General features: G+C 54.6%; 19 protein-coding genes and 1 tRNA gene. 7 read left to right on the top strand and 13 right to left on the bottom strand.

All coding sequences use genetic code 11. The annotated features are described in order from the left end of the window. Nucleotides 1-200: 200 nt before the first annotated feature. From glmU to JUJ53_RS12045, 5 genes are all read right to left on the bottom strand, one after another. Entirely contained in the window at nucleotides 201-1,568 is a 1,368-nt protein-coding gene (gene glmU, locus JUJ53_RS12065) for a bifunctional UDP-N-acetylglucosamine diphosphorylase/glucosamine-1-phosphate N-acetyltransferase GlmU (protein ID WP_204152269.1), read from the bottom strand. A 144-nt stretch (nucleotides 1,569-1,712) separates the two neighbouring features. Continuing rightward, a complete protein-coding gene (locus JUJ53_RS12060; protein ID WP_204152268.1) occupies nucleotides 1,713-2,738 on the bottom strand; it encodes a two-component system response regulator in 1,026 nt (341 codons plus the stop codon). Between the two features lie 482 nt (nucleotides 2,739-3,220). Continuing rightward, a complete protein-coding gene (gene carB, locus JUJ53_RS12055) occupies nucleotides 3,221-6,532 on the bottom strand; it encodes a carbamoyl-phosphate synthase large subunit (protein ID WP_204152267.1) in 3,312 nt (1,103 codons plus the stop codon). 214 nt (nucleotides 6,533-6,746) lie between these two features. Further along, nucleotides 6,747-7,466, bottom strand: coding sequence for an LPS export ABC transporter ATP-binding protein (lptB, locus tag JUJ53_RS12050; RefSeq protein WP_204152266.1), 720 nt, complete (start codon nucleotides 7,464-7,466; stop codon nucleotides 6,747-6,749). 154 nt (nucleotides 7,467-7,620) lie between these two features. Continuing rightward, nucleotides 7,621-8,151, bottom strand: a complete 531-nt coding sequence (locus JUJ53_RS12045) for an LptA/OstA family protein (RefSeq protein ID WP_204152265.1) — start codon at nucleotides 8,149-8,151, stop codon at nucleotides 7,621-7,623. Nucleotides 8,152-8,435: 284 nt separating this feature from the next. Between JUJ53_RS12045 and JUJ53_RS12040 the strand changes: the two genes are divergently transcribed. The 4 genes from JUJ53_RS12040 (at nucleotide 8,436) to JUJ53_RS12025 (ending at nucleotide 14,806) form a co-directional block, all read left to right on the top strand. Beyond that, on the top strand, nucleotides 8,436-9,773 hold the full coding sequence (locus tag JUJ53_RS12040; protein WP_204152264.1) for an adenylate/guanylate cyclase domain-containing protein: 1,338 nt from the start codon (nucleotides 8,436-8,438) through the stop codon (nucleotides 9,771-9,773). Nucleotides 9,774-10,094: 321 nt separating this feature from the next. Further along, nucleotides 10,095-11,099 carry a beta-carotene hydroxylase gene (crtR, locus tag JUJ53_RS12035; protein ID WP_204152511.1) on the top strand — a complete coding sequence of 335 codons (1,005 nt, stop codon included), beginning with the start codon at nucleotides 10,095-10,097 and terminating at the stop codon, nucleotides 11,097-11,099. 239 nt (nucleotides 11,100-11,338) lie between these two features. Further along, nucleotides 11,339-14,338, top strand: coding sequence for an L-glutamate gamma-semialdehyde dehydrogenase (pruA, locus tag JUJ53_RS12030; RefSeq protein ID WP_343327944.1), 3,000 nt, complete (start codon nucleotides 11,339-11,341; stop codon nucleotides 14,336-14,338). Nucleotides 14,339-14,590: 252 nt separating this feature from the next. Next, nucleotides 14,591-14,806, top strand: a complete 216-nt coding sequence (locus JUJ53_RS12025) for a hypothetical protein (RefSeq protein ID WP_204152263.1) — start codon at nucleotides 14,591-14,593, stop codon at nucleotides 14,804-14,806. A 254-nt stretch (nucleotides 14,807-15,060) separates the two neighbouring features. Here the strand turns inward: JUJ53_RS12025 and JUJ53_RS12020 are convergent, their stop codons facing one another. The 8 genes from JUJ53_RS12020 to JUJ53_RS11985 form a co-directional block, all read right to left on the bottom strand. Further along, on the bottom strand, nucleotides 15,061-15,384 hold the full coding sequence (locus JUJ53_RS12020; protein WP_204152262.1) for a regulatory protein SipA: 324 nt from the start codon (nucleotides 15,382-15,384) through the stop codon (nucleotides 15,061-15,063). Nucleotides 15,385-15,453: 69 nt separating this feature from the next. Continuing rightward, complete coding sequence (gene mutY, locus JUJ53_RS12015) at nucleotides 15,454-16,533, bottom strand: A/G-specific adenine glycosylase (protein WP_343327949.1); 1,080 nt, start codon at nucleotides 16,531-16,533, stop codon at nucleotides 15,454-15,456. A gap of 179 nt (nucleotides 16,534-16,712) precedes the next feature. Next, complete coding sequence (locus JUJ53_RS12010; RefSeq protein WP_343327943.1) at nucleotides 16,713-17,051, bottom strand: DUF760 domain-containing protein; 339 nt, start codon at nucleotides 17,049-17,051, stop codon at nucleotides 16,713-16,715. Between the two features lie 127 nt (nucleotides 17,052-17,178). Continuing rightward, on the bottom strand, nucleotides 17,179-17,577 hold the full coding sequence (locus JUJ53_RS12005) for a RidA family protein (protein WP_204152261.1): 399 nt from the start codon (nucleotides 17,575-17,577) through the stop codon (nucleotides 17,179-17,181). Nucleotides 17,578-17,622: 45 nt separating this feature from the next. Beyond that, nucleotides 17,623-18,051: an NUDIX hydrolase gene (locus tag JUJ53_RS12000; protein WP_204152260.1), complete on the bottom strand. Its 429-nt coding sequence runs from the start codon at nucleotides 18,049-18,051 to the stop codon at nucleotides 17,623-17,625. 327 nt (nucleotides 18,052-18,378) lie between these two features. Then, nucleotides 18,379-18,759 (bottom strand): response regulator, encoded by a 381-nt coding sequence (locus JUJ53_RS11995; RefSeq protein WP_204152259.1) that lies wholly within the window; start codon nucleotides 18,757-18,759, stop codon nucleotides 18,379-18,381. Between the two features lie 575 nt (nucleotides 18,760-19,334). Then, nucleotides 19,335-20,612: a serine--tRNA ligase gene (gene serS, locus JUJ53_RS11990; RefSeq protein ID WP_204152258.1), complete on the bottom strand. Its 1,278-nt coding sequence runs from the start codon at nucleotides 20,610-20,612 to the stop codon at nucleotides 19,335-19,337. Between the two features lie 300 nt (nucleotides 20,613-20,912). Continuing rightward, nucleotides 20,913-22,394, bottom strand: coding sequence for a DUF4912 domain-containing protein (locus tag JUJ53_RS11985; protein WP_204152257.1), 1,482 nt, complete (start codon nucleotides 22,392-22,394; stop codon nucleotides 20,913-20,915). Between the two features lie 556 nt (nucleotides 22,395-22,950). Here JUJ53_RS11985 and JUJ53_RS11980 point away from each other — a divergent pair. From JUJ53_RS11980 to JUJ53_RS11970, 3 genes are all read left to right on the top strand, one after another. Then, complete coding sequence (locus JUJ53_RS11980; RefSeq protein ID WP_204152256.1) at nucleotides 22,951-23,691, top strand: DUF2993 domain-containing protein; 741 nt, start codon at nucleotides 22,951-22,953, stop codon at nucleotides 23,689-23,691. Nucleotides 23,692-23,829: 138 nt separating this feature from the next. Continuing rightward, nucleotides 23,830-25,389 carry a HAMP domain-containing histidine kinase gene (locus tag JUJ53_RS11975; protein ID WP_204152255.1) on the top strand — a complete coding sequence of 520 codons (1,560 nt, stop codon included), beginning with the start codon at nucleotides 23,830-23,832 and terminating at the stop codon, nucleotides 25,387-25,389. Between the two features lie 88 nt (nucleotides 25,390-25,477). Next, nucleotides 25,478-25,566 (top strand) — tRNA-Ser (locus tag JUJ53_RS11970). Nucleotides 25,567-25,602 lie beyond the last annotated feature (36 nt).

The raw sequence follows: 25,602 nt of genomic DNA, 5'->3' as shown, positions 1-25,602 counted from the left end.
CATCTCAACCCGTTGAAGTCTACGATCCAGTCTAATCTGGATTTTGATCTTGGCCATCTTGCTTGAGGGCGATGGAGCATCGCTGGTCATCCCAAGAAAATTGGCACAATTATTGTAATGGGTTCACACCACCTGTCTATGACCTTGGGGCTGAACCTGCTGTGCTGGGCAGTTGATATGAGCGCTAGGCGTCGGTCATCCTATGCATCGGCCGGTTCAGATGGCGAGAGTTGCCAGCCTGGTTTGACCACTTGGCGCGCTCGGGCAATCACTAAACTATCATCGGGTACGTCATCGGTGACGGTTGATCCTGCTGCTACCGTGACGTTTTCTCCTAGGGTGACGGGAGCCACGAGGACGCTGTTCGACCCAGTCTTGCTGCGATCGCCAATGACAGTGGCATGTTTTTTCACCCCATCGTAGTTGGCCGTCACCGTGCCCGCGCCAATGTTTACGCCCTGCCCCAAGGTGGCATCCCCTAGGTAGGACAGATGAGCGGCATTGGTGCGATCGCCCAAGGTGGCTTTTTTAATTTCCACGAAGTTGCCAATGCGGCACTGTTCGCCAATTTCCGCATGACCGCGCAGGTGGGCGTAGGGGCCAATGCGGCTGCCGTCTTTGACGACGCTGTCTGAGATCACGGAGTAGAGAACCGTTACCTGTTCACCAATCTGGCTATTGTCTAGCAGCGTGCCTGGGCCAATGTGGCTACCTGATTTCACCGTTGTGCGACCCCGCAGATGGGTTTGGGGCTCGATCACCACATCCGGTTCTAGCTGCACATCTTCATCGATGGTAATGCTGTCGGGATCCACTAGCGTGACCCCAGCCTTCATCCAGTGTTCTTTGAGGCGATTCTGCAAAATCCGGTAGCCCATGGCAAGCTGTTGGCGATCGTTGATGCCCATAATTTCCTGGGGATCATCGACATCAATGGACACCACAGGCTTCAGCATGGTCATCGTATCGGTGAGATAGTATTCCTGCTGGTCGTTATTAGACTGGAGCTGGGGCAAGACCTCTGCTAAATCCGGCCAGCGAAAACAGTAGACCCCGGCATTAATCCGCCGATTTTGGCGTTGGGCGGCTGTGCAGTCTCGATCTTCCACAATTTGAGTGACGACATTGTTCCCGTCACAAAACACGCGACCATAGCCTTGAGGGTTGGGCATCTGGGCGGTTAAAATAGCGGCTGCACTACCGGACTCTTGCTGAGTGGTCAACAAATGCTGCAGGGTTGTTGGACGCAACAGCGGCACATCCCCGTTGAGGACGAGCAGCGTTCCCTCAAATCCTTCCAGGTGGGGTAAAAGCTGCTGTACGGCGTGTCCTGTGCCCAGTTGCTGGGTCTGCTCCACAAATTCTAGGTTGGGATAGTCGGCCAAGGACTGACGCAGCGCCTCTTGGCCATAGCCCACAATAATGAGCGTTCGTGAGGGTTGAATGGTGGATAAGCTATCCAACACCCGTTGAATGAGCGATCGCCCCCCAAACGAGTGTAAAACCTTAGGCAACTGAGACTTCATGCGGGTTCCGCGCCCTGCTGCCAAAATTGCTACCGCTACCATACTCATCCCCTCAGTTCATTCAAACGGAGTATATCGCGCTTGCTGGATCATCGGCCGAGTTTTTATGGCAACGCTGGCCAGAGTTAGGGCGAATGTTGCATGGATGGGGGGATGGAAAACGGGGGATGGAAGCAGCGGAATATGCTAAGCAGACTCGATTAGGGAGGATGAGCTAGGGGCTAGGTTGTTGCTTGCCGCCTGGATAAACTCTACGAACTGCTGCATCAGAACTGGATTACGCCAGCCTTGCCGAGTTTCTTGCACCATGATGTCTAACGACTCTTCTGGTGTGTAGGCAATTTTGTAGGGGCGTTCGCTCGTAAGCGCGTCATAAATGTCGAGCAGTTGAAAAACCTGCGCCAAGAAGGGAATATCGTCGCCGGTCAAGCCATCAGGATACCCGGAGCCATCCCAGCGTTCGTGGTGGTGGCGAATGATCGGCAAGACACCTTTCATGGTGCGCAGGGGCTGACAGATTTGTTCGCCAATGAGGACGTGCTGGCGCATGATCATCCATTCGTCATCCGATAACTTGCCTTGTTTCAGCAAGACTGAGTCGGGAATGCCAACTTTACCAATATCGTGCAGGTATGCGCCCCACAGGAGATCGCGAATTTCTTGCCGAGACAGGTGCAGAAATTCGCCAAAGGCCTGGCCGCGTTTCACTAAGCGATCGCAATGGTCACCGGTATTGGGGTCACGACGTTCAATGGTGCGGGCGATGGAGAAGAGTACCTGTCCTGCATGGTCTAAGTCTTCATTTAAGCGCTTTTGCCGGATCAGCGACTTGACCCGAGCGGATAACTCTAGCTGATCAAAGGGTTTGGTTAGAAAATCATCACCTCCTGACTCAATGCCTCGTAGGCGAGCCCGGCGATCGTTTAAGGCTGTGACAAACACCACAGGAATGAGGCGTGTATGTTCATCCTGTTTCAGATGACGACAGACCTCAAACCCATCCATGCCCGGCATCATCACGTCCAACAGAATTAAGTCCGGGGCAATTTTTGTTACTAGCTCTAATGCTGCAAACCCGCTTTCTGCCTCCAAAACTTCATATCCTTCGACCGATAGAAGCGCCACGGCTGTCATGCGGCTGGATGGGTGATCGTCAACAACTAAAATTTTGGGATGCTCAGCATCAGAACTATTCACTGGAGAAGTTCCCATTCCAATCAAGATTTTGATCCCCTACATCGGGTTATGTATGGGTAGAGTATGGGCTTAATATCCCATACATTCGGTACATGAATTGGCACACCTGACATGAAGTTTTGTCTTGATTGAGCTATCGAAACACAACCGAAGACGCAAGACTCATGGGTCTCCTCTAAGCGATACATACTAGCTAGATTGTGGTGATCAAGCTTGATGTTAATGCTATTAACCTTCGCCCTATTAGTATGATGAATTAGTCACCATGGGAAATCAGTCGTTTTACGGAGATTCTTATCTATGGTGCCCATTCTAGAGCGAGAATAAACAGCTTTGACCCAAAGTCCACCCGTGATGCTGTGAACCTGCAGGCAGGAACGGGGTTGCCATGGGTGAGTATTTTGACCTGAAAACCCCGATCGCCATGACAGGGGATCGGGGCTCTTGTCGGCTTGATGGGTTTCAACACCTAGGGTCGGACGTGGTTTGGGCGATCGCTACCCTTGGTTTTGTACGTCGGCGGTGTAGTCTTGGATAGCCTTGACTTCTAGCGGCTGAGACTGCAGGGCTCGAATGGCGCTGGCGGTGGCTTTGGCTCCGGCAATGGTGGTGACGATAGGCACTTTGTAGACCAGGGCGGTACGACGGATAGCGCGATCGTCGATCTGGGCAGTGGCTCCAATGGGGGTATTGATCACCAGTTGAATCTGATGATTTTTGATGTAGTCTCCGACGTGTGGCCGCCCTTCATGCAGTTTCAACACTAGGTCTGCTGGCACGGAGTGATCCTCTAGCACCTGTTGGGTGCCAGCAGTGGCCACAATGGTTAACCCTAGGTCAATCAAGTCTTGGATCACGGGGACAGAGGCTTCTTTGTCGCGATCGTTCATCGAGACAAACACCGTTCCGGTCAGGGGTAGTTTTTGTCCAGCAGCTAGCTCGGCCTTGGCGAACGCTTTGCCAAAGTCGGTATCAATGCCCATGACCTCGCCGGTAGATCGCATTTCCGGGCCCAGGATCGTATCACTGCCCGCAAATTTTTCGAAGGGGAAGACGGCTTCCTTCACCGCAATGTGGGGAGGAATCACTTCCTTGGTGAAGCCAATCCCCGCTAGGGTTTCTCCAGACATGACCCGCACAGCGACCTTGGCCAGCGGCACGCCGATCGCCTTGGAGACAAAGGGCACGGTGCGAGAAGCGCGGGGGTTGGCTTCTAGAATATAAACCTGGTCTCCCTGCACGGCGAACTGAATGTTCATCAGCCCAATCACGTCTAGGGCCTTGGCTAACTTTTCAGACCAGGTGCGAATCACGGTCAACACCTCATCGGAGAGGGAAATGGTGGGAATCGAACAGGCCGAGTCGCCGGAGTGGATGCCAGCTTGCTCAATATGCTCCATGATGCCGCCGATCACCACTTGTCCTGTTTGATCAGCGATCGCATCCACATCGACCTCAATGGCATTTTCCAAGAAGCGATCGATGAGGATGGGATGATCGGGCTCCACCTGCACCGCATAGGTCATATAGCGCTCTAGCTCTGCATCGGAGTAGACGATTTCCATGGCTCGCCCGCCTAGGACGTAGCTAGGACGTACAACAACCGGGTAGTTAATGGTTTTGGCAATCTGCAGAGCTTCGTTATAGCTGCGAGCCAGACCGTTGGGAGGTTGTTTAATATCGAGGGTATTGAGGATTTTCTCAAACCGCTCCCGGTCTTCAGCCGTGTCGATAGAGTCGGGGGAGGTACCCCAGATTTTGGTCTGGACGGGGCAGTCGGCAGCGTTCAAGTAGTCTTGTAGGGGCACCGCCAGTTTCAGGGGGGTCTGTCCTCCAAACTGGATGATGACGCCCTCGGGATTTTCCGCTTCGATGATGTTCAGCACATCTTCACGGGTCAAGGGTTCAAAATAGAGGCGATCGCTGGTGTCGTAGTCGGTGGAGACGGTTTCGGGGTTGGAGTTGACCATGATCGTCTCAAAGTCTGCATCCTGCAGAGCATAGGAGGCATGGCAACAGCAATAGTCAAACTCAATACCCTGACCAATGCGGTTGGGGCCGCTGCCGAGGATCATCACCTTACGGCGCGTGGAGGGCAGCACCTCCGACTCCACGACGGGGAAGACCGTACTGTCATCCTGGCTGGCGGCAAAGCAGGATACGGCGGATTCGTAGGTGGAGTAGTAGTAGGGGGTGAAGGCCTCAAACTCAGCGGCACAGGTATCCACGGTTTTGTAGACCGGCAGCACCTGCAGCGCTTGCCGGTAGGCGCGCACGTCGCCTTCAGTGGTTTGGGTGGCGTGGGCAATTTGGCGATCGCTAAACCCGTGGGCTTTGATCATCAGCATCTGGGCAGCGGTTAGCGACTTGAGGGGAGTGAGTTTGATGAATTTCTCCACCTCCAGCAATTCGGCAAATTTGTCTAGGAACCAGGGATCAATGCCGGTGAGTTCATAGACTTCTTCGACGGTCATGCCCAGCTTCAGAGCGTGGCGTACGGTGAAGATGCGCTCGGGATTGGGGGTGCGCAGGTTGGTGCGCACTTGCTGGAGACTGGGGAGCTTCTCAGCGCGATCGCATCCCCAGCCAAATCGTCCTGTCTCAAGCGATCGCAGCGCTTTCTGGAAGGATTCTTGGAAGGTGCGGCCAATGGCCATAGCTTCACCCACCGATTTCATCTGCGTGGTGAGGGTGGTGGTGGAACTGGGGAATTTCTCGAAGGCGAAGCGAGGAATTTTGGTGACGACATAGTCGATGGTGGGCTCAAAGCTGGCGGGGGTTTTTTGGGTAATGTCGTTGGGAATTTCGTCGAGGGTGTAGCCGACAGCGAGTTTGGCGGCAAATTTGGCAATGGGGAAACCGGTGGCCTTGGAGGCCAGGGCCGAACTGCGAGACACCCGAGGGTTCATCTCAATCACAATCATGTCGCCGGTGTTGGGGTTGATGGCGAACTGAATGTTGGAACCGCCGGTTTCCACGCCAATTTCGCGAATAATTTTGATCGAGGCATCCCGCAGCCGCTGATATTCCTTGTCGGTCAAGGTTTGGGCCGGCGCAACGGTAATCGAATCACCGGTATGCACCCCCATGGGATCAATATTTTCAATGGAGCAGATGATCACGACGTTGTCTGCCAGATCGCGCATCACCTCTAGCTCATACTCCTTCCAGCCCAGCAGCGATTGCTCGACCAAAATCTGAGACATGGGACTAGCATCGAGCCCCGACTGGGAGATAGCTTCAAATTCTTCTTGGTTGTAGGCAATGCCGCCACCGGTGCCGCCCAGGGTAAAGGCCGGGCGAATAATCAGGGGATAGGTGCCGATCTGGGCAGCGATCGCCCTGGCCTCATCCATGGTCTGTGCTAGACCGGAGGGGCAAACACCCACCCCAATTTTTTCCATCGCCTCTTTGAAAAGCTTGCGATCTTCCGCCTTTTCAATGGCGGGTAACTTTGCGCCGATCAGCTCCACCCCATACTTGTCCAGGACGCCATTTTTAGACAGCGTGACGGCTAGGTTGAGCGCCGTTTGCCCGCCCATGGTGGGCATGAGGGCATCGGGGCGTTCCTTTTCGATCACCTTTTCTAGAATTTCCGGCGTTAGCGGCTCGATGTAGGTGCGATCGGCCGTCTCTGGATCCGTCATGATCGTCGCGGGGTTGGAGTTGACCAGCACCACCTCATACCCTTCTTCTCGGAGTGCCTTGCAGGCCTGGGTACCGGAGTAGTCAAACTCACAGGCCTGACCAATCACAATGGGGCCAGAGCCAACAATCAAAATTTTGCGGAGATCATCACGACGAGGCATAGCGTCACCAACGGAGTCAGGGTTAAGTAAATCCCAATTATTTTAGAGGCATTCGGATCGGCCATCGCGGTGACTTGAGGATCAATTTTCTAAGGTTCGATGACTTAACAAGCCTTCTCAGAGGCAGGATATCCCCCTGAGCATGTTCCAGCTTTCTTTAGAATTGCGTTGTCTGGAGCTGAACGCTAGGACTGAGTAGTCTAGGGCTGAAAAACTAGGGCTGAAAGTTGTCGCCCAAGTAGTATTGACGCACCAGGGGATTGGCGTAGAGTTCTTCGGCGCTGCCCGCTGCTAAAATTTCACCATCGCGCATAATGTAGGCGCGATCGGTGATGGCTAGGGTTTCCCGCACGTTGTGATCCGTGATTAAGATGCCCATGTGGCGATCGCGGAAGCCAGCTAGGATATCTTGAATTTCAGCGACAGCGATCGGGTCAACCCCGGTAAAGGGTTCATCCAGCAGCAGAAACGTGGGATTCGCTGCTAGGGAGCGGGCTAGTTCGGTACGTCGCCGCTCGCCCCCCGATACATGGATGCCGGGTGTATTGGCAACGCGTTCTAGCCGAAATTCTTTGAGCAGGTCATGCAATCGGGCGGGTTGGTCTTGACGACGCACCTTGGTTTCTTGAAACACCAGCAGAATATTGTCGCTAACGCTCAGGTTGCGAAAGATGCTGGGCTCTTGGGCCAGGTAGCCAATGCCTAACTGGGCCCGTTCATGCAACGGCAAACTGGTGATATCTCGATCATCGAGGAAGACCTTACCCTGATCAGGACGTTCAATGCCTGTGGCTATGTAGAACGTTGTCGTTTTGCCAGCTCCGTTGGGCCCCAATAAGCCCACAACTTCCCCTTGATTAACAGACAAGTTGACGCGGTTGACGACCGCGCGTTGATCGTAAGCCTTGTGGATATTTTCAAGAACGATTTTCAAGCGCCCTATCCTAGATTGCTAGCAAAACAGCAGTGTGAGCGATCGCTCCCCGGCACAATCGGCGAGTCAGCCTGTTCCCATGGGGGATGGGCAGGCGTCGATCATTTGACATGACGCTCATCCTAGCAGAGGACAGCCCCTCGGGAGGGTGTTGTTACTCAACGGGCTCCAGAATTTCGGTTTTTGGATCAAAATCTGACTGTTCTGGTGCAACGGCTCCGCTGCCGATGGGTTCTGGATTTGCATCGGGCACAATGTAGATCGACTGCACCTGCTGGCCGCGATTGGGCAATGCCACAAACCGCCCTTCTTCAATCAGGTAGGTGACGGTTTCACCCCGCAGGCTGTTGCCTTCCTGCAGCACATAGACATCGCCACTGAGCACAATCCGCTGTTCGCGGCTGTAGTAAAGCGCTTGGGCAGACGTGGCCTGGATTTGGCGGGCGGGGTAGTCAATTTGCACATTGCCCCGAGCCGTAATCACACCGGTGATGGAATTGGCTTCTTGAATATCGGAGCGCAGCGTAAGAGCTTGACCGGGCGTCTGAGCAGTGGCGGAGGAAAGCTGGCTGAGGGGAGCGATCGCCCCGACGGTGAGAGCCGTGACCAAAAGGCTACTGGCTCGAAACCAACGCCGGAGACGAGCGGATTTAGTGATGGTGAGGGGGGTGGAAGCAGACGCCATAGGAGTTTCAATCACACGTGAAGGCTAATTTTAAATGTCCTCCGTTCCTAGGGCGAGAGCGGAGAGTTGACCGTTGAGGTCTAGGCTGAGAGCATAGGGTATATCAGGTTGCCCATAACCCGTTCTCTAACCATTTTAGAGAATACCCTACATTCATAACTGACGACTATTACGGTATTTAGGTGCCTTGATCCGGTAAACGTCTATGGCTAAGGTGCGAGAATCCATTGATTACGAAGATTACGTGGCTGGTTCGCGACGTTTACGAAAGGCCATAACGCAACATGATCACTTCGAGCTGGCGGAGCTTGTTTAGGCGGCTGTTGTTTTGGGGAAAGCGATCGCTCCCGGCTATCTTCCCCCGAGACTCTCGCAGCTACCGTGCTCGACGACGACACTTTATGCATCGCCGTCTCACCTTTAGCCTGCAGCTTGCCATCGTGGCCTATGGGACGTTCATCGTCTATACCTTGCTCAAGGTTGGCAATGGGCTGGTGGAAACTGCTGATGGCTGGCTTTGGATGGCAACCGGGAGTGTGCTGGGGCTAACGGTATGCTGGCTGCTGCTGAAAACCGTTTGGGGTCGGCAACATCCCGACCTCCTGTTTGTGGCCACAGCCTGGATTATTATCTTAGGCGAGCAACTGTGGGCGACGATCAACGGGTTTGCGCTACCAGCCATGTATTCTTGGACGCTGGTCTTTTTGGTGCTGGCGGCGATGATTCCGGTGCGCTGGCCGCTGCATGTGCTCACCCAGGCTGGCGTGCTGATCTACTACTACGGCGTGAACGGGCTTCTAGGATTGACCGTGCCGGAGGCGATCGCTCAAGATTCTCGCCAAATTCTCTACTTCTTCTGGTTTTTTGGCATTTGTAATATCTCGGTCTACCTGTATGAAAAGCTGCAGCGCTCTGAGTTTCAAGCCCTAAAGTCTCTGCGCCAGGAACGCGATCGCTCCGAGCGACTTTTGTTGAACATTTTGCCGGCCACCGTAGCTCGCCAGTTGAAGCAAGAGCACCGCACTATTGCGGAAAGTTTTGCCGAGGCTTCTGTTCTCTTTGCAGACGTCGTCGGCTTTACGGAACTATCTACGGGCATTCCTCCCCAAGACTTGGTGCAAATTCTCAATGAAATCTTTTCGGAGTTCGATCGCTTAGCCGATAAACATGCCCTTGAGAAGATCAAGACGATTGGGGATTCCTACATGGTGGTCGGCGGGTTGCCGGTGGAAGATCCAGAGCATCTGGGGGCGATCGCTGAGATGGCGCTGGATATGCAGGCGGCGATCGCCCAGTTCTCGCTCCAAGGCGACAAGCCGCTGCAGATTCGCATTGGCATCAACGTCGGCCCCGTGGTGGCAGGGGTGATTGGCATGAAAAAGTTTATCTACGACCTCTGGGGCGACACGGTGAATGTGGCGAGCCGGATGGAATCTCAAGGCATTGCCGGTGGCATCCAGGTTACAGAGGCGGTCTATCAACGGTTGAGCGATCGCTATGACTTCCAGTCTCGGGGCAGTGTTGAAATCAAAGGCAAAGGCGCGATGACCACCTATTTGCTGCTGGGGGCCATCGCTAGCAATCCCCTATCTATTTCCTTCGATGTCACCAAGACGGATTGATCACAGGGGTCGGGGAAAACTACGGACAAGCTGGCGGCCATGCCTAGAAAGTTCACCGCTTGATCCTCGCTATGCCGACGATGATGACTAAAATCTAGCCTTTCCTGGCTCGTGGGATTAAATGAGCTAATTTCACAAAACTTTATTCTTCTTCGCCCTTATCTTATACTACGCAAGGAACACTAACCCGGATTGACCAACTTGACTCACGTCCGGCACCTGTTTTCCTGGCTGAAAGAGCTGAAAGATCTGAGAGAGCGATCGCGCCCCCCAGGGTTTCACCTCAGCCCTGTGCACCACCAGTTGAAGGAGAAAGAAGCGATGTCGGAGGCCGTTAAGCCGCTGACAGTACCGAAAGAGTTTTTGGGCCCACCCCGCGATGTGAACCCTACTCTGATTATGTTTTTGGTTGCGGTTGCCACCGCCGCCTTGTCAACCCTAGGCTATTTCCGTTGGGGGTTGCCCGGCTGGATCTGCTTCCTGGCCAATACCCTAGCGTTGCATTTGGTTGGTACCGTCATCCATGATGCATCCCACAATGTGGCCCATGAAAATCGCATTATGAATTCAGCCTTGGGTCACGGCAGCGCGCTGATGCTGGGGTTTTCGTTCCCCGTCTTCACCCGCGTCCACATGCAGCACCATGCCAATGTGAATGATCCGGAAAATGATCCCGATCATTTTGTGTCCACGGGCGGTCCGTTGTGGTTAATTGCCGCCAGGTTTTTCTACCATGAGATTTTCTTTTTTAAGCGTCGCCTGTGGCGAAAGTATGAGCTGCTGGAATGGTTTTTAGGACGTCTAGCCGTTGCTAGTGTGGTCTATCTCGCGGTTCAGTATGACTTTCTTGGGTATTTGTTTAACTATTGGTTTTCGCCGGCGCTGGTGGTGGGCTTAGCGTTGGGGTTGTTTTTTGACTATTTGCCCCATCGTCCGTTCAAAGAACGCGATCGCTGGAAGAATGCTCGGGTGTATCCTAGCCCGGTGTTGAACCTGTTGATTATGGGGCAAAACTATCATCTAATTCACCATCTTTGGCCCTCGATTCCTTGGTATAAGTACCAAGCTGCCTACCGGGCTACCCGACCGCTGCTGGACGCTAAAGGCTGTGAGCAGTCCCTAGGTTTATTGAACGGCAAAAACTTTTGGAGCTTTTTGTACGACATTTTCCTAGGCATTCGGTTTCACCATAAGCCTGCTGCGGCTGCTACCCTAGAGATCTCAACGGAAGATCTGCTTGGGGTTGAGTCTGAGGTGGTTGAGTCAGGGGCTGAGCCGGCTATGGCGGGCTTAGAGGCTGAGGCTGGCCGCTCGGACAGCCGCTAAGGTTTCCTGCCGGGGTCAAGAAACCTTGGGTTGGTCAGGGTCAAAAAACTGGACAATAGAACTAGGGCAGGAGCATCTCACTCCTGCCTTTTGTTTTCGGTTTGGCAGATGGGCCAAGCCGAATCTGTGACCCAAGCTGTTGAGGCTGGACACGATCAAGCGCTGACGTTGCCTGAGTCGGAGTTCAGGCGAGGTTTGGGTCGGCTCATGAATTGTTCGCCCTCACCAAGGAGTATTCTGTGGTTTTACATGTTTCAGATCCAAGCCTTCACCCAGGGGGCCCTAACCCCTACGAGAACCAAACCCTAGCGATCGCCCGTGAGCTTTTGTCGGCAACTCGGGAGAAGCGATCGCTCTTTGCCCAAATGCGCGACCAAATGCGCTGGGACGATAAGCTGCTGGCCTGGACGATGGGCAACCCTGGGCTACGGGTGCAGTTGTTTCGGTTCATCGACTGCCTGCCGGCCCTGCGCAGCAATACCGAAGTGGCCCGGCATCTGCAGGAATATTTGAGCCAAGAAAGTGTTGAATTGCCCAGCGCCTTGAAAGGCTTGCTCAACTTTGCTGATGCTAGCTCCCTGCCAGGACAAGCCGCTGCCACAACGGTGAAAACGGCGGTGGAAACTTTGGCTCGTAAATATATTGCGGGGGAAACCGTTCAGCAAGCCCTCAAATCCATCGAGCAGCTTCGCAAGCAGCGCATGGCGTTTACCGTGGATTTGCTAGGGGAAGCGGTGATTACCGAAACCGAGGCTCAGCAATACCTCGATCGCTATCTGGAGTTAATGCAGGCCCTAACCACGGCATCCCAGCGCTGGTCGGCGATCCCTCAGATTGACCAGGCAGATGGTGAAGCTCTGCCTCGGGTGCAGGTATCGGTGAAGCTGACGGCTTTCTATTCCCAGTTTGATCCCCTCGATGCCGTTGGTAGCCAGGCTCGGGTGAGCGATCGCATTCGCACACTGCTGCGCCGGGCTAAGGAGCTGGGGGCGGCGGTGCATTTCGACATGGAGCAGTATACCTACAAGGATCTGACCCTGGCGATTTTGAAACAGATTTTGCTGGAAGATGAGTTCCGCGATCGCTCCGATATTGGCGTCACCCTTCAGGCCTATCTCAGGGATAGTTTGACGGATCTCCAGGGATTGATCGCCTGGGCTAAGGAACGGGGCTGTCCCGTAACGGTGCGGTTGGTCAAAGGTGCCTACTGGGATCAGGAAACCATCAAAGCGGTGCAGCACGACTGGGCTCATCCCGTGTATAGCCTCAAGTCTTCCACCGATGCCAACTTTGAAGCCATGACCCGGCTGCTGCTGGAGCATCATGACTATCTCTACGCCGCCATCGGTAGCCACAACGTGCGTTCCCAGGCCCACGCGATCGCCATTGCCCAGGCCCTGAAGATTCCTGCCCGTCGGTTTGAGCTGCAGGTGCTCTATGGCATGGCGGATAAGCTGGCGGATGCTTTGGTGGGCCAGGGCTACCGCGTGCGGGTTTACTGCCCCTACGGCGACCTGATTCCCGGCATGGCTTACTTAATTCGTCGCCTGCTGGAAAATACGGCCAATAGTTCCTTCCTGCGGCAAAACCTGGAAGAACGGCCCGTGGATGACCTCCTGGCTCCACCAGCGATGGAAACCCAGTCCCATCTGCCGGAAACGCTTAAACCAGCCTTCCCCAATGTGGCCGATACAGACTATGCGGATGCGGCAGAACGCGATCGCGCCCAGACCGCCCTCTCCAACCTACGCAGCCAGTTGGGGCAATCCTACCTACCGCTGATTGATGGCCAGTATCGCAACACGGCGGAGACCATCGACTCGGTGAACCCCTCCAATCCCTCGGAGGTGATTGGCACCATTGGGTTAATCAGTATCGACCAGGCGGAGCAGGCTATCCAAGCCGCTAAGGCCGCCTTCCCTGCCTGGCGCAAGACCCCAGCTTCGGAGCGGGCCGCCATTCTGCGCCGCGCCGCGGACTTGATGGCAGAACGACGGGCCGATCTCTCGGCGCTCATGGTGCTGGAAGGCGGGAAAGCGCTGCACCAAGCGGATCCGGAAGTGTCGGAAGCCATTGATTTCTGCCGCTACTATGCCGATGAGATGGAGCGCTTGGATCAAGGCTATGCCTACGATCTGCCTGGGGAAACCAATCGTTATCTCTACCAACCGCGCGGCATTTCGGTGATCATCTCCCCTTGGAACTTTCCCCTTGCCATTCCCACCGGCATGACCGTGGCGTCCTTAGCGGCAGGTAACTGTACGCTGCTGAAACCGGCGAATAGTACGGGGGCGATCGCTGCTAAGCTCACGGAAATTCTCGTCGAGGCGGGCATTCCCAAGGGTGTCTTCCAATATGTGCCGGGGCGAGGCTCTACAGTGGGCTCGCACTTGGTGCAGCATCCCGATGTCCATATGATTACCTTCACCGGTTCCCAGGAGGTGGGTTGCCAGATCTATGCCGAGGCAGCGGTGTTGCGTCCTGGGCAAAAACACCTGAAGCGGGTGGTGGCGGAAATGGGCGGCAAGAATGCCATCATCGTGGACGAAAGTGCCGATTTGGATCAAGCAGTGCAGGGGGTGGTTTACTCAGCCTTTGGCTACAGCGGTCAGAAATGCTCCGCCTGTTCGCGGGTGATTGTCATGGCGTCCATCTACGATACCTTTGTGGCGCGCTTGGTGGAAGCCACGCGATCGCTCAACATTGGGCCGGCAGATCAACCGAGTACCCAGGTTGGCCCCGTGATTGATGCCGCTGCCCAGAGCCGGATTCGAGAGGCGATCGCCCAAGGCAAGACCGAGGCCACCGTTGCCCTAGAGATGGATGCTCCTGATACCGGCTACTTTGTTGGCCCAGTGATTTTCACCGATGTACCGCCGACGGGACGTCTAGCCCAGGAAGAAATCTTTGGGCCGGTACTGGCGGTGATGAAGGCGGAGACCTTTGGGGAGGCGATCGCCCTGGCCAACGGCACGGCCTATGCGCTCACCGGCGGTCTTTATTCCCGCACCCCCTCTCACATTGCCCAGGCAGAGGCCGGTTTTGAGGTCGGTAATGTATACATCAACCGCAGCATTACGGGGGCGATCGTTTCCCGGCAACCCTTCGGAGGTTTCAAACTCTCAGGGGTGGGCTCGAAGGCCGGCGGCCCCGATTACCTGATGCAATTTTTAGAACCACGGGTCATTACGGAAAACGTTCAGCGGCAAGGCTTTGCACCGATTGAGGGGGTGGAATAGACCTAGATGCGATCGTTTGATTTGTTGCATCTATCCGAAATGAGGCTGCTGCTGTTGTAGCTGTTCAACGGAAACTGGAAAACCGAGCTGGGGTTGAGCATTTAGAACATCCGAGGTTCAATGGATTCTAAGGCTCAGCCCCATTTTATTCAACATCATATATCCTGCCCAGCGGCTGAATGATAAGGCGCACGTTGATGGCTATCCTAATCTAGGTAGGATGTTGAATGCTCTTTATCCCTAGGTTTAACCATGGATTTGGTCATTTTAATTGCAGCTATTCTGGTCACGATCGCCGTTTTCACCTGGCTGCTGCGCGTGTTCAAAGCTACGCTGAATACAGCGATCCTAATTGCCATTGTGGTGCTGCTGGTACAGCTTTTGTTTGGCATCGGCCCCGGTGAACTGCTCAACTATACGCAACAGCTTTGGCAGGTAGTTTGGCAAGCGATTACGGGGGGCGGTTAGACCTTCTGGGCGGCTAGACTGCCTAGGGAGGGTTCCCAAGAGAACAATAGGACGAAAGCGATCGCCCACCCCGAGATCTAGGTACACTCCATGCAGCTTGCCGGGTTTCGACGTTGCTCAACCCTCTGCGCATAGGAGTTAGATCTGTGCAGGGGAATTGGAGCATTCGCCGTCTCTCCATGCTGGCTAATCGTGATGTCTCCCACGTACTGCTCTACAGCAAGTGCCCCACCCATGGTTGACTAATCTAGCCCTTAGTCTTCAGATTTAGCCTCATCTGTTTCGTTCTCCGACGCAGGATCCGTCTCCTCGTCGGCCGCATCCGTCTCCTCGGCAAGCTCGTCAACCGCTAGCTCTAAATTGCGGCTTTCCATCAAAAAGATGCCCTTGGAAAATCGCACGCCCCAATAGCCCCCCGGTCGGCGATCGATAATGGTGCCTTCTTCCCCAATACTCACCACATTGGGCGGGCGCAGCATGGGCATCGGGTCAGCGGTTTTGACATAGGGCAGCGTGTTCATCAAACGCACCTGGTCACCGGCTTGGAAATCTTGCTCTAAGTCCTGGTTTTCAGACATGGGTTCCTGAATCGGTTAAATGGTCAGAATGCCACCTTCAACGTGGGAGTTGGCAGGGGTATCGATCGGTTAAGAATGGGCAGGGATCGCCGTTGCCAAGATGGCCTCAATGATCTGCACATTGGCCTTGGGGAACGGGTATTGCTCTAGTTCATCAGGGCGAACCCAGCGGATCTCATCACATTCTAAGGGTTGGGGGTCACCGCTGAGATGGGAACAATGGTGGACATTGAGGGTAACGCGAAAATGGCTATAGGCGTGGTCAATCACAATCAGGCGATCGCCCACGGCTACGTCAATGGCTAGCTCTTCCTGAATCTCTCGCTGAATGCAGGCTTCCACCGTTTCTCCCGGCTCAATTTTGCCCCCTGGAAATTCCCACATGCCGCCCAGCAATCCCTCTGGACGGCGGCGATCGATTAAAATCTGACCCTGCTCATTCCAAATAACGGCGACGCCAATCTGCTTATGGGGTATGGGATTACGCGGTTCAGACATGGGTAGTTGGGTTTGTAGATTGCGGGCATGGGCTTGGCAAACGGGCTGCCACGGACAGCGATCGCACTGGGGCTGTTTCGGCGTGCAGACTGTGGCACCTAGATCCATCAGCGCTTGGTTAAAGTCGCGAGGATGTTGGGGATCCAATACTTCTGATGATACCTGCCAAAGCTGTTTCAGCCTACGGTTTGGCGGCTCTTGGATAGCACAGAGCCGCGCCAAGACCCGCTTGACGTTGCCGTCAAGAATCGGGTAGGGCAAATTGAACGCGGCGCTGAGAATACCGCCCGCTGTGGTTTGACCAATGCCGGTCAAGGCCAGCACGGCATCAAAGCTGGAGGGAAACTGCCCTTGGTGGCGCTCTAAAATCTGTTGGGCCGCTTGGTGCAGCCGCCGGGCCCGCGCGTAGTAGCCTAGCCCCTGCCAGACTTTCAACACCTGCTGCTGGTCGGCTTGGGCCAGAGCAGTAACGGTGGGAAACTGCTCTAGCCAGCGGTGATAGTAGGGAATAACGGTTTTGACTTGGGTTTGTTGCAGCATGACCTCGGAGATCCAGATGGCATAGGGATCTCGGGTCTCACGCCAGGGGAGCGATCGCCCTTGGTGGGCATACCAATCTAAAAGCGATCGCCGCAGAACCACAACATCCAAGCTTGGGGTGGCGCAGGCATCGTCTTCTAGGAGCGGTATGTTTGGAACATCGCCTAGAGAAGCAGAATCAGCACAACGAAATCGGGGCAACACGGGGGCAATCTATCAACGTACCGGATCATTATTTCACAGATGGATCAACGGTCGCAGGCAGCGATCGCCCTCAGCGTTGCCTGGCTCTAGAGATCGGTGGATGGGGTAGCGTCGGCCTGCAGCGATTGCTCAAAGGTCATCCGCTGTTCTGCACCGCGCAGGAAATAGCCATTCATCATCGCAGAGGCGAGGAGCCGGCCTAAATTTTCACGGCTGGTGGTGATGGATACATCAAACTGATCGGAAGGCAGTCCACCTAGCATCCCGATGATGTGATGCTCCATCATTTGGAACACTTCCGCAGAATTGGGCTTGGAGAGCTGAGCGACTGTTTCAGGACTCATGGACTGCATGTACTGCCACAGGGAGTTTCCCCGATCAATACCTGCAAACACACTTGCCTTTCTGTCAGATGGGTTATTCACGTCGAAAACCTCACTAACCTTGTTATTGTTCGTACCATGCTCACAATCTACCAACCTGAAGCCATGGATGGGTAGTGAGTGGAACCGAACGGAAGGTAGGGAATTGCCCCCTCTCACCCCAGTAGTGTTACGGGCTAGGCACCACTGCAATGCATTCAATTTCAACCTTGACGTCCTTGGGCAGGCGAGATACTTCGACGCAGGCGCGGGCTGGGGCTGTGTCCGCGTCAAAAAATTGGCTATAGACCGCATTCATGGCGGCGAAGTCATTCATATCACTTAAAAAAACTGTGGTTTTTACCACGTCAGCACAGGAGGCTCCGGCGGCAGTCAAAATGGCGGTGAGATTGGCCATCACCTGCTGAGTTTGCTGGGCAACGTCGTCACCTCCCACCAGAGACCCGCTTTGGGGATCGAGGGGAATTTGTCCGGCCACAAACAGCAGAGTGCCGCTGGCAGCGATCGCTTGACTATAGGGCCCCACCGGCGCGGGAGCTTGATTGGTTTGAATAACAGTGCGGGTCATGGGCGTCAAATCGTATAAATAACCCGATCGCTTTCCCTGAAACGATTACAGACGCGGGCGTTGCCCATGAAATCGATAGCGCCAATAATCTTCCAGGATGCGATCGTGATCAAAGCATAGACGATCGGGCACCTGCCACGGCTCAAAAACCTGCACCGTTTTGGCGTCATCGCCGGAGACTGGATCTGCGGAAGCGATCGCTAAGAAGACAATACTGAGGGTATGTTGCCGAGGATCGCGATCGGGGTCGGAATAGACATGGAACTGATCGATCAGCTCGACATCGAGACCAATTTCTTCCTTCGCTTCCCGCCGTGCCGCCGTTTCCACCGATTCGCCATAGTCCACAAAACCACCGGGAATCGCCCACCCATAGGGCGGATTCAGCCGCTCGATTAATACGATGGGCCGATGGGGACGGTGGGTAAGTTCAACAATGATGTCTACGGTTGGGGTAGGGTTCCGATAGGTCACGGGGGGCGATCGTTGAAGATGGGACAGGATAGAGCGAGGCCAGGAACTAGGCGGTTAGATAACGAAGCGAGGAAACGTTCTGTCAAGTCTATCGAATGTGCATGGCTGAAACATCCTGCCTTCGATCCCCCGCTTTTCCAACCTCTTGTCAAGGGTGCTACAGACCTCTGGGGACTGCCACAGCCTTGCAAGACGGTGCGTTACGGCTTCGCCTAACAGCACCCTACCACAAGGTTTGTTGAGGGCCATTGACGTAGGACTTTCTTGACGTTGATCTTCTACTGGTTCCGCCATCATCACAACATGGCACCACCAACCTGCTCCTCGCTAGCTGGCTTGGCTACGTAATAGCTGCTTTACGGTTTGCAGCAGTTCTGGTGGATGAAACGGCTTGGTAATATAAGCATCGGCACCTTGACGCATCCCCCAGTAGCGATCGAAATCTTCGCTTTTGGTGGTACAAACTAGGACAGGAATATTCTGAGCCTTGGGTTCATTCTTAATCCAGCGACACAGTTCATAGCCGTTCATCTGCGGCATAATCAAATCTGTAATCACTAAATCGGGATAGCTAGAGCTAGACTGAATCTTTTCCTTAGCTTCCACCCCATTGGTGGCTTCAATGACCTTAATCCCCTGCTCTTGAAGTAAATCCGAGAGCATCTGCCTCAAGGTTTGACTATCATCCACAATTAACACTGTAGTCATAACGTTTCAACTAACCCTGGATAGCTTGGATGAGGTGATAGCCGCTCACTATAATATGGCCAGACTCCACGTCTAGTTCGGCATTGGACTGGGCTGTAGAGCAGCGATATCAATTGCTCAGAGCGCTTGATTTTGGGGCATTGGGTACAGACATTCTACACTATCCAGTTGGCTGCCTGTCGCCATACTGAGCATAAAAAGCACGATACATCTTGCACGTATATCGATCGCCCTGTGATAGATCATACGAACGCTGTTGAGTGATCTAACGGAAGTCGGTTATGAGTCCCCAGTGAATGTAGCTGCATGACATTGACGGCTCTAGGGGCTGACATCATTCAGCGTGAAACCAACAAGCAAATCACAACCCTATCGACTTCATTCTAATCTTCAGATGCATCCTGAAGAAATCAGGACGGTTCAGGGGGGCTTGCTCTGGGTTCCGCCATCTAGCGTACGTGAAAACTAGGAGGTGGTGGGCGATCGCCCCTGATGTTGCCCTAGATCGTGGGGAGCATCGGCGTGACTTTGACGGTTTAGACTAGAGCGATCGCCCTTGATAAGACCCAATGTTGCTACAGCACCTCTCGCTTCAGGTAAGGCTGTAAGGCATCCGGCACCCGCACCGTACCATCGGGCTGCTGGTAGTTTTCTAGAATGGCCGCCATGGTGCGTCCAATGGCCAGCCCGGAGCCATTGAGGGTGTGGACGTACTGGGTGCCCTTTTTACCCGGTTCCTTAAAGCGAATGTTGGCGCGCCTTGCTTGGAAATCTAGGCAGTTGGAGCAGCTTGAAATTTCGCGATATTTGCCCGATGACGGCATCCACACTTCTAGGTCGTAGGTTTTGGTGGCAGAGAAGCCCAGATCTCCGGTACAGAGTTCCAGCACGCGGTAGGGGAGCTGCAGGGCTTGCAGAATGCCTTCAGCACTGGCGGTCAGCCGTTCCAGCTCTTCAAACGACTGGTCAGGATGGACAAATTTGAACATTTCGACCTTGTGGAACTGGTGCAGGCGGATCAGCCCTCGGGTATCGCGCCCGTAGCTGCCGGCTTCGCGGCGGAAGCAGGGGGTATAGGCACAGTAATAAAGAGGCAGGTCATCGAGGGACAGAATTTCATCGCGGTGGAAGCTGGTGAGGGGCACTTCGGCGGTGGGGGTGAGCCAAAGATCATCGCGATCGCACTTGAAGCTTTCGTCTGCAAACTTGGGCAACTGACCTGACGCGGTGAGGGACTGGGTATTCACCAAGAAGGGCGGAATAATTTCCGTAAAGCCAGCCGCAGTATGGCGATCGAGCATGAACTGAATCAGCGATCGCTCTAGGGCCGCTCCAGCACCGATGAGGGTGACGAATCGACTTTGGGCTATGCGGGTGGAGCGCTCGAAGTTGAGAATGCCTAGCTTTTCGCCAATCTCCCAGTGGGGGAGCTGGTCGTTGGTGGTCGGCAGATACTCGTCTCCCCAACGGCGTACTTCCACATTGTCATCTTCGCTCGTCCCCGACGGCGTTGAGGCGCTGGGCAGGTTCGGTAACGCCAGCAAAATCGACTCCAGCTCTGCCTTTAGCCCTTTTTCCGTGGGCTCTAGTTCAGAAATCTGGGTCTTGAGTTGATTCCCTTCCTCTCGTAGGGCAAGGATTTCAGGCGCATCCGCCGCCACGCCAGACTTCATGGCTTGCCCAACCTGCTTACCAATTTCATTGCCACGGGCCTGCAGTTGCGATCGCTTCGTTTCGAGATCTCGCTGTTGTTGATCCAACGCCACTAAGGGTTGGAGATCATAGGGCCCTCGGCGGCTCAAGCGGGCCTGCACGTCATCAAAGTTATCGCGTATCTGCTTTAGGTCAATCACAACCGTTCCTTATGTCTCTCACGTCCTGGCGGGTTCACTAGAATGAGCCGCTGACCCAAACTGTTAGCGGCCACCTTCTCTATCAATACATCAGAATATACTCAGCTCTGCCCACCAGCCAACTAGATGGTGTTTGCTCCTGTGAGGAGAACGGTCACCCAGGGGGCGATCGCTGGATCTAAGTTGCTGTTAGGCGAAGCACCGTTTCGTACCGCAAGGCAAAAAAATCCCCGCCACCAAGGTAGCAGGGAATCTGTCGAATCATTCGTTAGGCAGGGATATGCTTAACGTCAGCGAACCTTAGTTCAACCATTCCACCACGGCATCTTCCTTGGTGTTGGTGTTGCGCTCAGGGGTTTCGCGGGTGAATTTCATTTGGATGGAGCGGGTTTGCTCACCGTCTGCCGCCACCGCCTTGATTGGGTAGTCGATCAAGCCATCTTGGAATGACATTTGGAAACGGAAGGTGCCATCGGGATTGAGCTTAATGGGGCGACCACCAATGGTTACGGTGGCATCAGGCTCGGTTGCGCCATACACAATGAGTTCGGCATCGGCAATCAGCCAGAACTGTCGGGGGCGAATCGGCGGCGCAGAAGCAGAGAAGCCTGCGCCCGACATGCCGATGCCCGACATACCGCCCATCATGCCGATACCCGACATGCCACCAATCATGCCTGCGCCCGACATACCGCCGATCATGCCTGCGCCGGACATACCGCCGATCATGCCCGCGCCGGACATACCGCCGACCATGCCTACGCCGGACATGCCACCGACCATACCCATGCCCGACATGCCTGCAGCACCAGCCATGCCCATGCCCGACATGCCCACACCGGACATACCCGCTGCGCCAGCCATGCCCGCGCCGGACATGCCTGCTCCAGACATCGTTGGCGCTGCCCACATACCCACACCGGATGGGAACACGTAGGAGCTGAGAGCTTCTTCTGGCACCTGCTGCATGGAGCCAAAGAGGGAGCCGGCTACCCGCTGAGCTTCCACCGACTCAGCCATATCGAAGATTTGGTCGTAGATGGGGCTTTGGGCGGTGGCCATGCGACGGCTCGGGGGCACTAAGTTCGCGTAGGTTTTGCCGCGTAGGTCTTCATCCCAGGTGATGCTGAGGAACTGGTCTTCGATCCAGTCGGAGGGATAGACGGGCGGGATGTGGGCAGGCGTTGAGCGAGCCAGCACCAGCCACCGACCATCGGCGCAGATGTAGCCAATTTCTGCCACATAGTCGCGATCGCTCACGGGGATCGGTAGATACCATTCCCGAGCTAGTTCATCACATTCATACTGCTGCAGGCTATGGGGACGCTGAACAGCCATATCCAGGGCAGTGACATCATAGAAGCGTAGGGCTAGACGGATGCCTCCCTGCCGCCGCATCTCTTCTTTTTGGTCGTTAGGCACATCCCAATAAGCGTAGGCCCACTGGGGATCTCGGGGCATGAGCACGATACTGCTTTCGCCATAGCCGGATGGCAAATCCTCTAGTCCCTCATCAACTACGGCCAACGTTGCAACAGAGCGATCCGTCTGACCAACATCGAATTTAGCGGCTTCCACTTCTTCCTGCGCCTCCAATGAGTGGGATGAATTTGACGTAACAACTGTGGGCCCAGCAACACCAGCCTGTTTCATCTTGTCGCGAATGGAACTGAGCAATTCGTCCTTCCTCATGCGACTGTATCGGGAGACGCCATATCTGCTAGCAAGCTTACGAAGCTGTCGCAAGGTCATCTCTTCAAGAGGGGGAAAGTCCTGTGTCATGTGTTTTCTCCAGTAGTTCTGACAGCAACTGACAGACGTCTCGAATGCAGATGGTCTAAGCCTTGTGCTCCCCTAACACTGCAAGGGTTCGAGTTAGTCATTTTAATAAAACCAAGTATGAGGACGTTCGCTATCATGTATCGCTCATGTTCCAAGGGACTGAAACATTTACCACCGTCGTGATACGCGACTGGGATCATGGTGCGGGGATCAACTTGCTCTTATAGTGCAGAAAGTTAAGGATTTGGTCAAGAGGCTAGCTGCCTTGATTCTGCTGGTCTTGACGAGATTTGTTGAGGTTTGGGGATCGCATTGTTATGGAACCCTGACAATTGCGATCGCCTTCGGGATCGAGTCGGGATCGCCTTGGGATCGCCTTATGTTTGCTTTTCATGACATAGGCGATCGCACCCCTCTCAGCCTGTGCGATTGGGTACGGAGTTCAGCTCTATCTAGGTGATATAGGTAGATGTTCAACCTTGCTTGAAGATGTGTATGCTGAGCTTTTAGACCGCTGTCTTGCCGTTCTTTGAGACAGTCATCCACCCACGTCGCTATGCCAACTTCTTTTGATCCCCTAGAGCCCCCAGAGCCCTCCCCCGCTGCATTTGCCGCCGCTGCTAGACAAAGCCACATCATTACCCGCCTGCTGACGCCAGCCGTCCATGTCTGGTTGCGATCGCAGGTGGAGTCGATTCAAACCCTGGAGATCGATATTCGGGGGGGCGATCGCCAAATCCTATCGGGGTACCTTCCCCAGGTAGCCGTTGGCGCGGAGGGGGCCGTCTATCAGGGACTCTACCTCAGTCAACTGCAGCTTCAAGCGCAAAATATTCGCGTCAACCTCGGGCAAGTGGTGCGGGGGAAGCCGCTGCGATTGCTGGAGGTGATTCCGGTAGAGGTAGCTGTCTGTCTATCAGAAGCTGATCTAAACGCTTCCCTACAAACGCCGCTTTTGGCCAATGGCGTGGCCGATGTTCTTAGTCCGCTGCTGCAGTCGGCAGATGCCGTCACGCCGCTAGCCATTGAGCATCTGCAGGTGTCCCTAGAGCGCGATCGCTTGGTGTTGACGGTCACCCTTGCCGGTCAAGCGACGCCCGTGATGATCACCACGGGGTTATCCATGGTGAACGGACATATTCTGCGGTTGACGGATTCTCAGTGGCGATCGCCCGTGGATCCCATTCCAGCTTGGATGAACTTCGATATTGACCTTGGGCAGGATGTCCATATCGACGATCTGCGGATTGAACCTGGTCAGCTCCTATGTCAGGGTCGGCTGAACGTTATTCCCTAGGCATCCCTCGGTAAACCTAGGAGTGAATCAAGTTCCTGATCTGCTAGGGCGGTGATTGCGACCAATGCGTTCGGTTGCACAGCTAGTCGCAAACGTCATCACCCAGTATTGTCAAGGGAAAGGCAGTGGCGAAATGACATGATCGCGCGGGAACGGGTGAGGGGAATGCCGGTGAACACATGGTATGCACCAACATTAAGTGAAATTATTGCCCTAGGAGAGCAGGACATCCTCGGTTCGCTGATGCCGAATGCGGCTCCGCCACCCCTAGACAAAACTCCAGAGCAGCGTCAGGCAAGCATGGAACGGCAATGGTCAGGGGCGATCGCTGCTTTGAATGCCTGTTTTGCCGCCATGGTGCCCTCCTCCTCAGATTTGGGGCATTCTGCCATTGGTGTGGTGCTCTCTGGGCCCGCACCCATTTTGCAATCCGGCTTGGCTGACCACGTAGCTAGTTGGACGATGACCGCCGAGCTGAGCTTGGCAGATTGGCTTCCCTATCACCTCTTGCCTTCATCGGAGACGAGTGCGCCCCATCCCTTTTCGACGCCCTCCACCTTGCCGCTGCTGGGCCACGATCCCCTAGTCCAAGAGCAATTCTGCCTAGCGCTTACGCCTCAGTTTGGGGTGGTGATGACCCTAGGACGCGACACAACTGGCGATCCAGTTTTTCTCGTGTCCTTTGTGCCCGATGTGGTGATGCAGGCTTGGCGATCGCTGCGATCGCGCCTCGTGCTCAGTGCGCCCCATGTTCTTTCCCAGCTCGACCATCTGGTGCAACAGTTTACGCCGCCCACCCCCGACTACCGAGTCGTCACCCAATTTCATCGGTTGATGCTGATGCATCTGCCCGAGCCCAACCATGGGGTCGTCCACAATATTGATGTAGCTCCCTCTTGCCCTGTGGATGGTTTTCAGCCGATGCATGCACAGGAGCCAGCGTTACATCCAACTCACTTAGATACCCACGGACGGGCCGATGTGGAATTGCTGAGGGCGATCGCCCACGAGGTGCGTACGCCCCTGACCACCATTCGCACCCTGACGCGGCTGCTGCTGCGACGCAAAGAGGTGACGCCCGATATTGCCAAACGTTTGGCGATGATCGATCGGGAATGTACCCAACAAATCGATCGCTTCAACCTGATTTTCCGCGCTGTGGAGCTAGAGACAGAAGCCAGTAAACCCTGTGCCCAATCCCTTGCGTCCATTTCGCTGAAGCAAGTTTTCCACGATGGCGTACCCCAGTGGCAAGAGCGGGCCAGCCAGCGCAACCTCACCTTGGATGTGCGTCTACCCCAGACGTTACCGATGGTGGTGAGCGATCCGGTGATGCTCAACCAAATGCTCAGCGGTCTCATTGATCGGATCACCCAGACGTTGCCTTCTGGTAGCCATATCCAAATGCAGGTGTCCCTGGCTGGTAGCCAACTCAAACTGCAGTTGCGATCGCACCTAGACCATAAAGGCGATCGCCCAACTCCCGATCCGGTGTCCTATGGCTTTTTTGCGCCCACGTTGCAGTCCATTGGCGATTTGCTGATGTTTCAACCTGAGACGGGTAATCTTAGTCTGAATCTCGACGTCACCAAGAACTTGTTCCAGGCTCTGGGTGGAAAACTGATTGTGCGCCATCGTCCACACCATGGCGAAATTTTGACGATTTTTCTACCGCTTGAAACCCGATCTGAGGCATAATAGCTGAGGTGGATCAACCGGCTCAAGCGGCTTGAGAAAAGTGTTTGAGTGTGGGAAAAGATCTGCTACTATAAAAGACCAGCATATTGGAGAGATGGCTGAGTGGTCGAAAGCGGCAGATTGCTAATCTGTTGTACGGTTTAGGTCGTACCGAGGGTTCGAATCCCTCTCTCTCCGTTCATAAGGCTTTCAGCCAATAAGCGCTCTCAGTTT

The organism is Leptolyngbya sp. CCY15150, assembly GCF_016888135.1.
Classification (GTDB): Bacteria; Cyanobacteriota; Cyanobacteriia; order RECH01; family RECH01; genus RECH01.
This window is presented reverse-complemented; position numbering and strand designations above follow the sequence as displayed.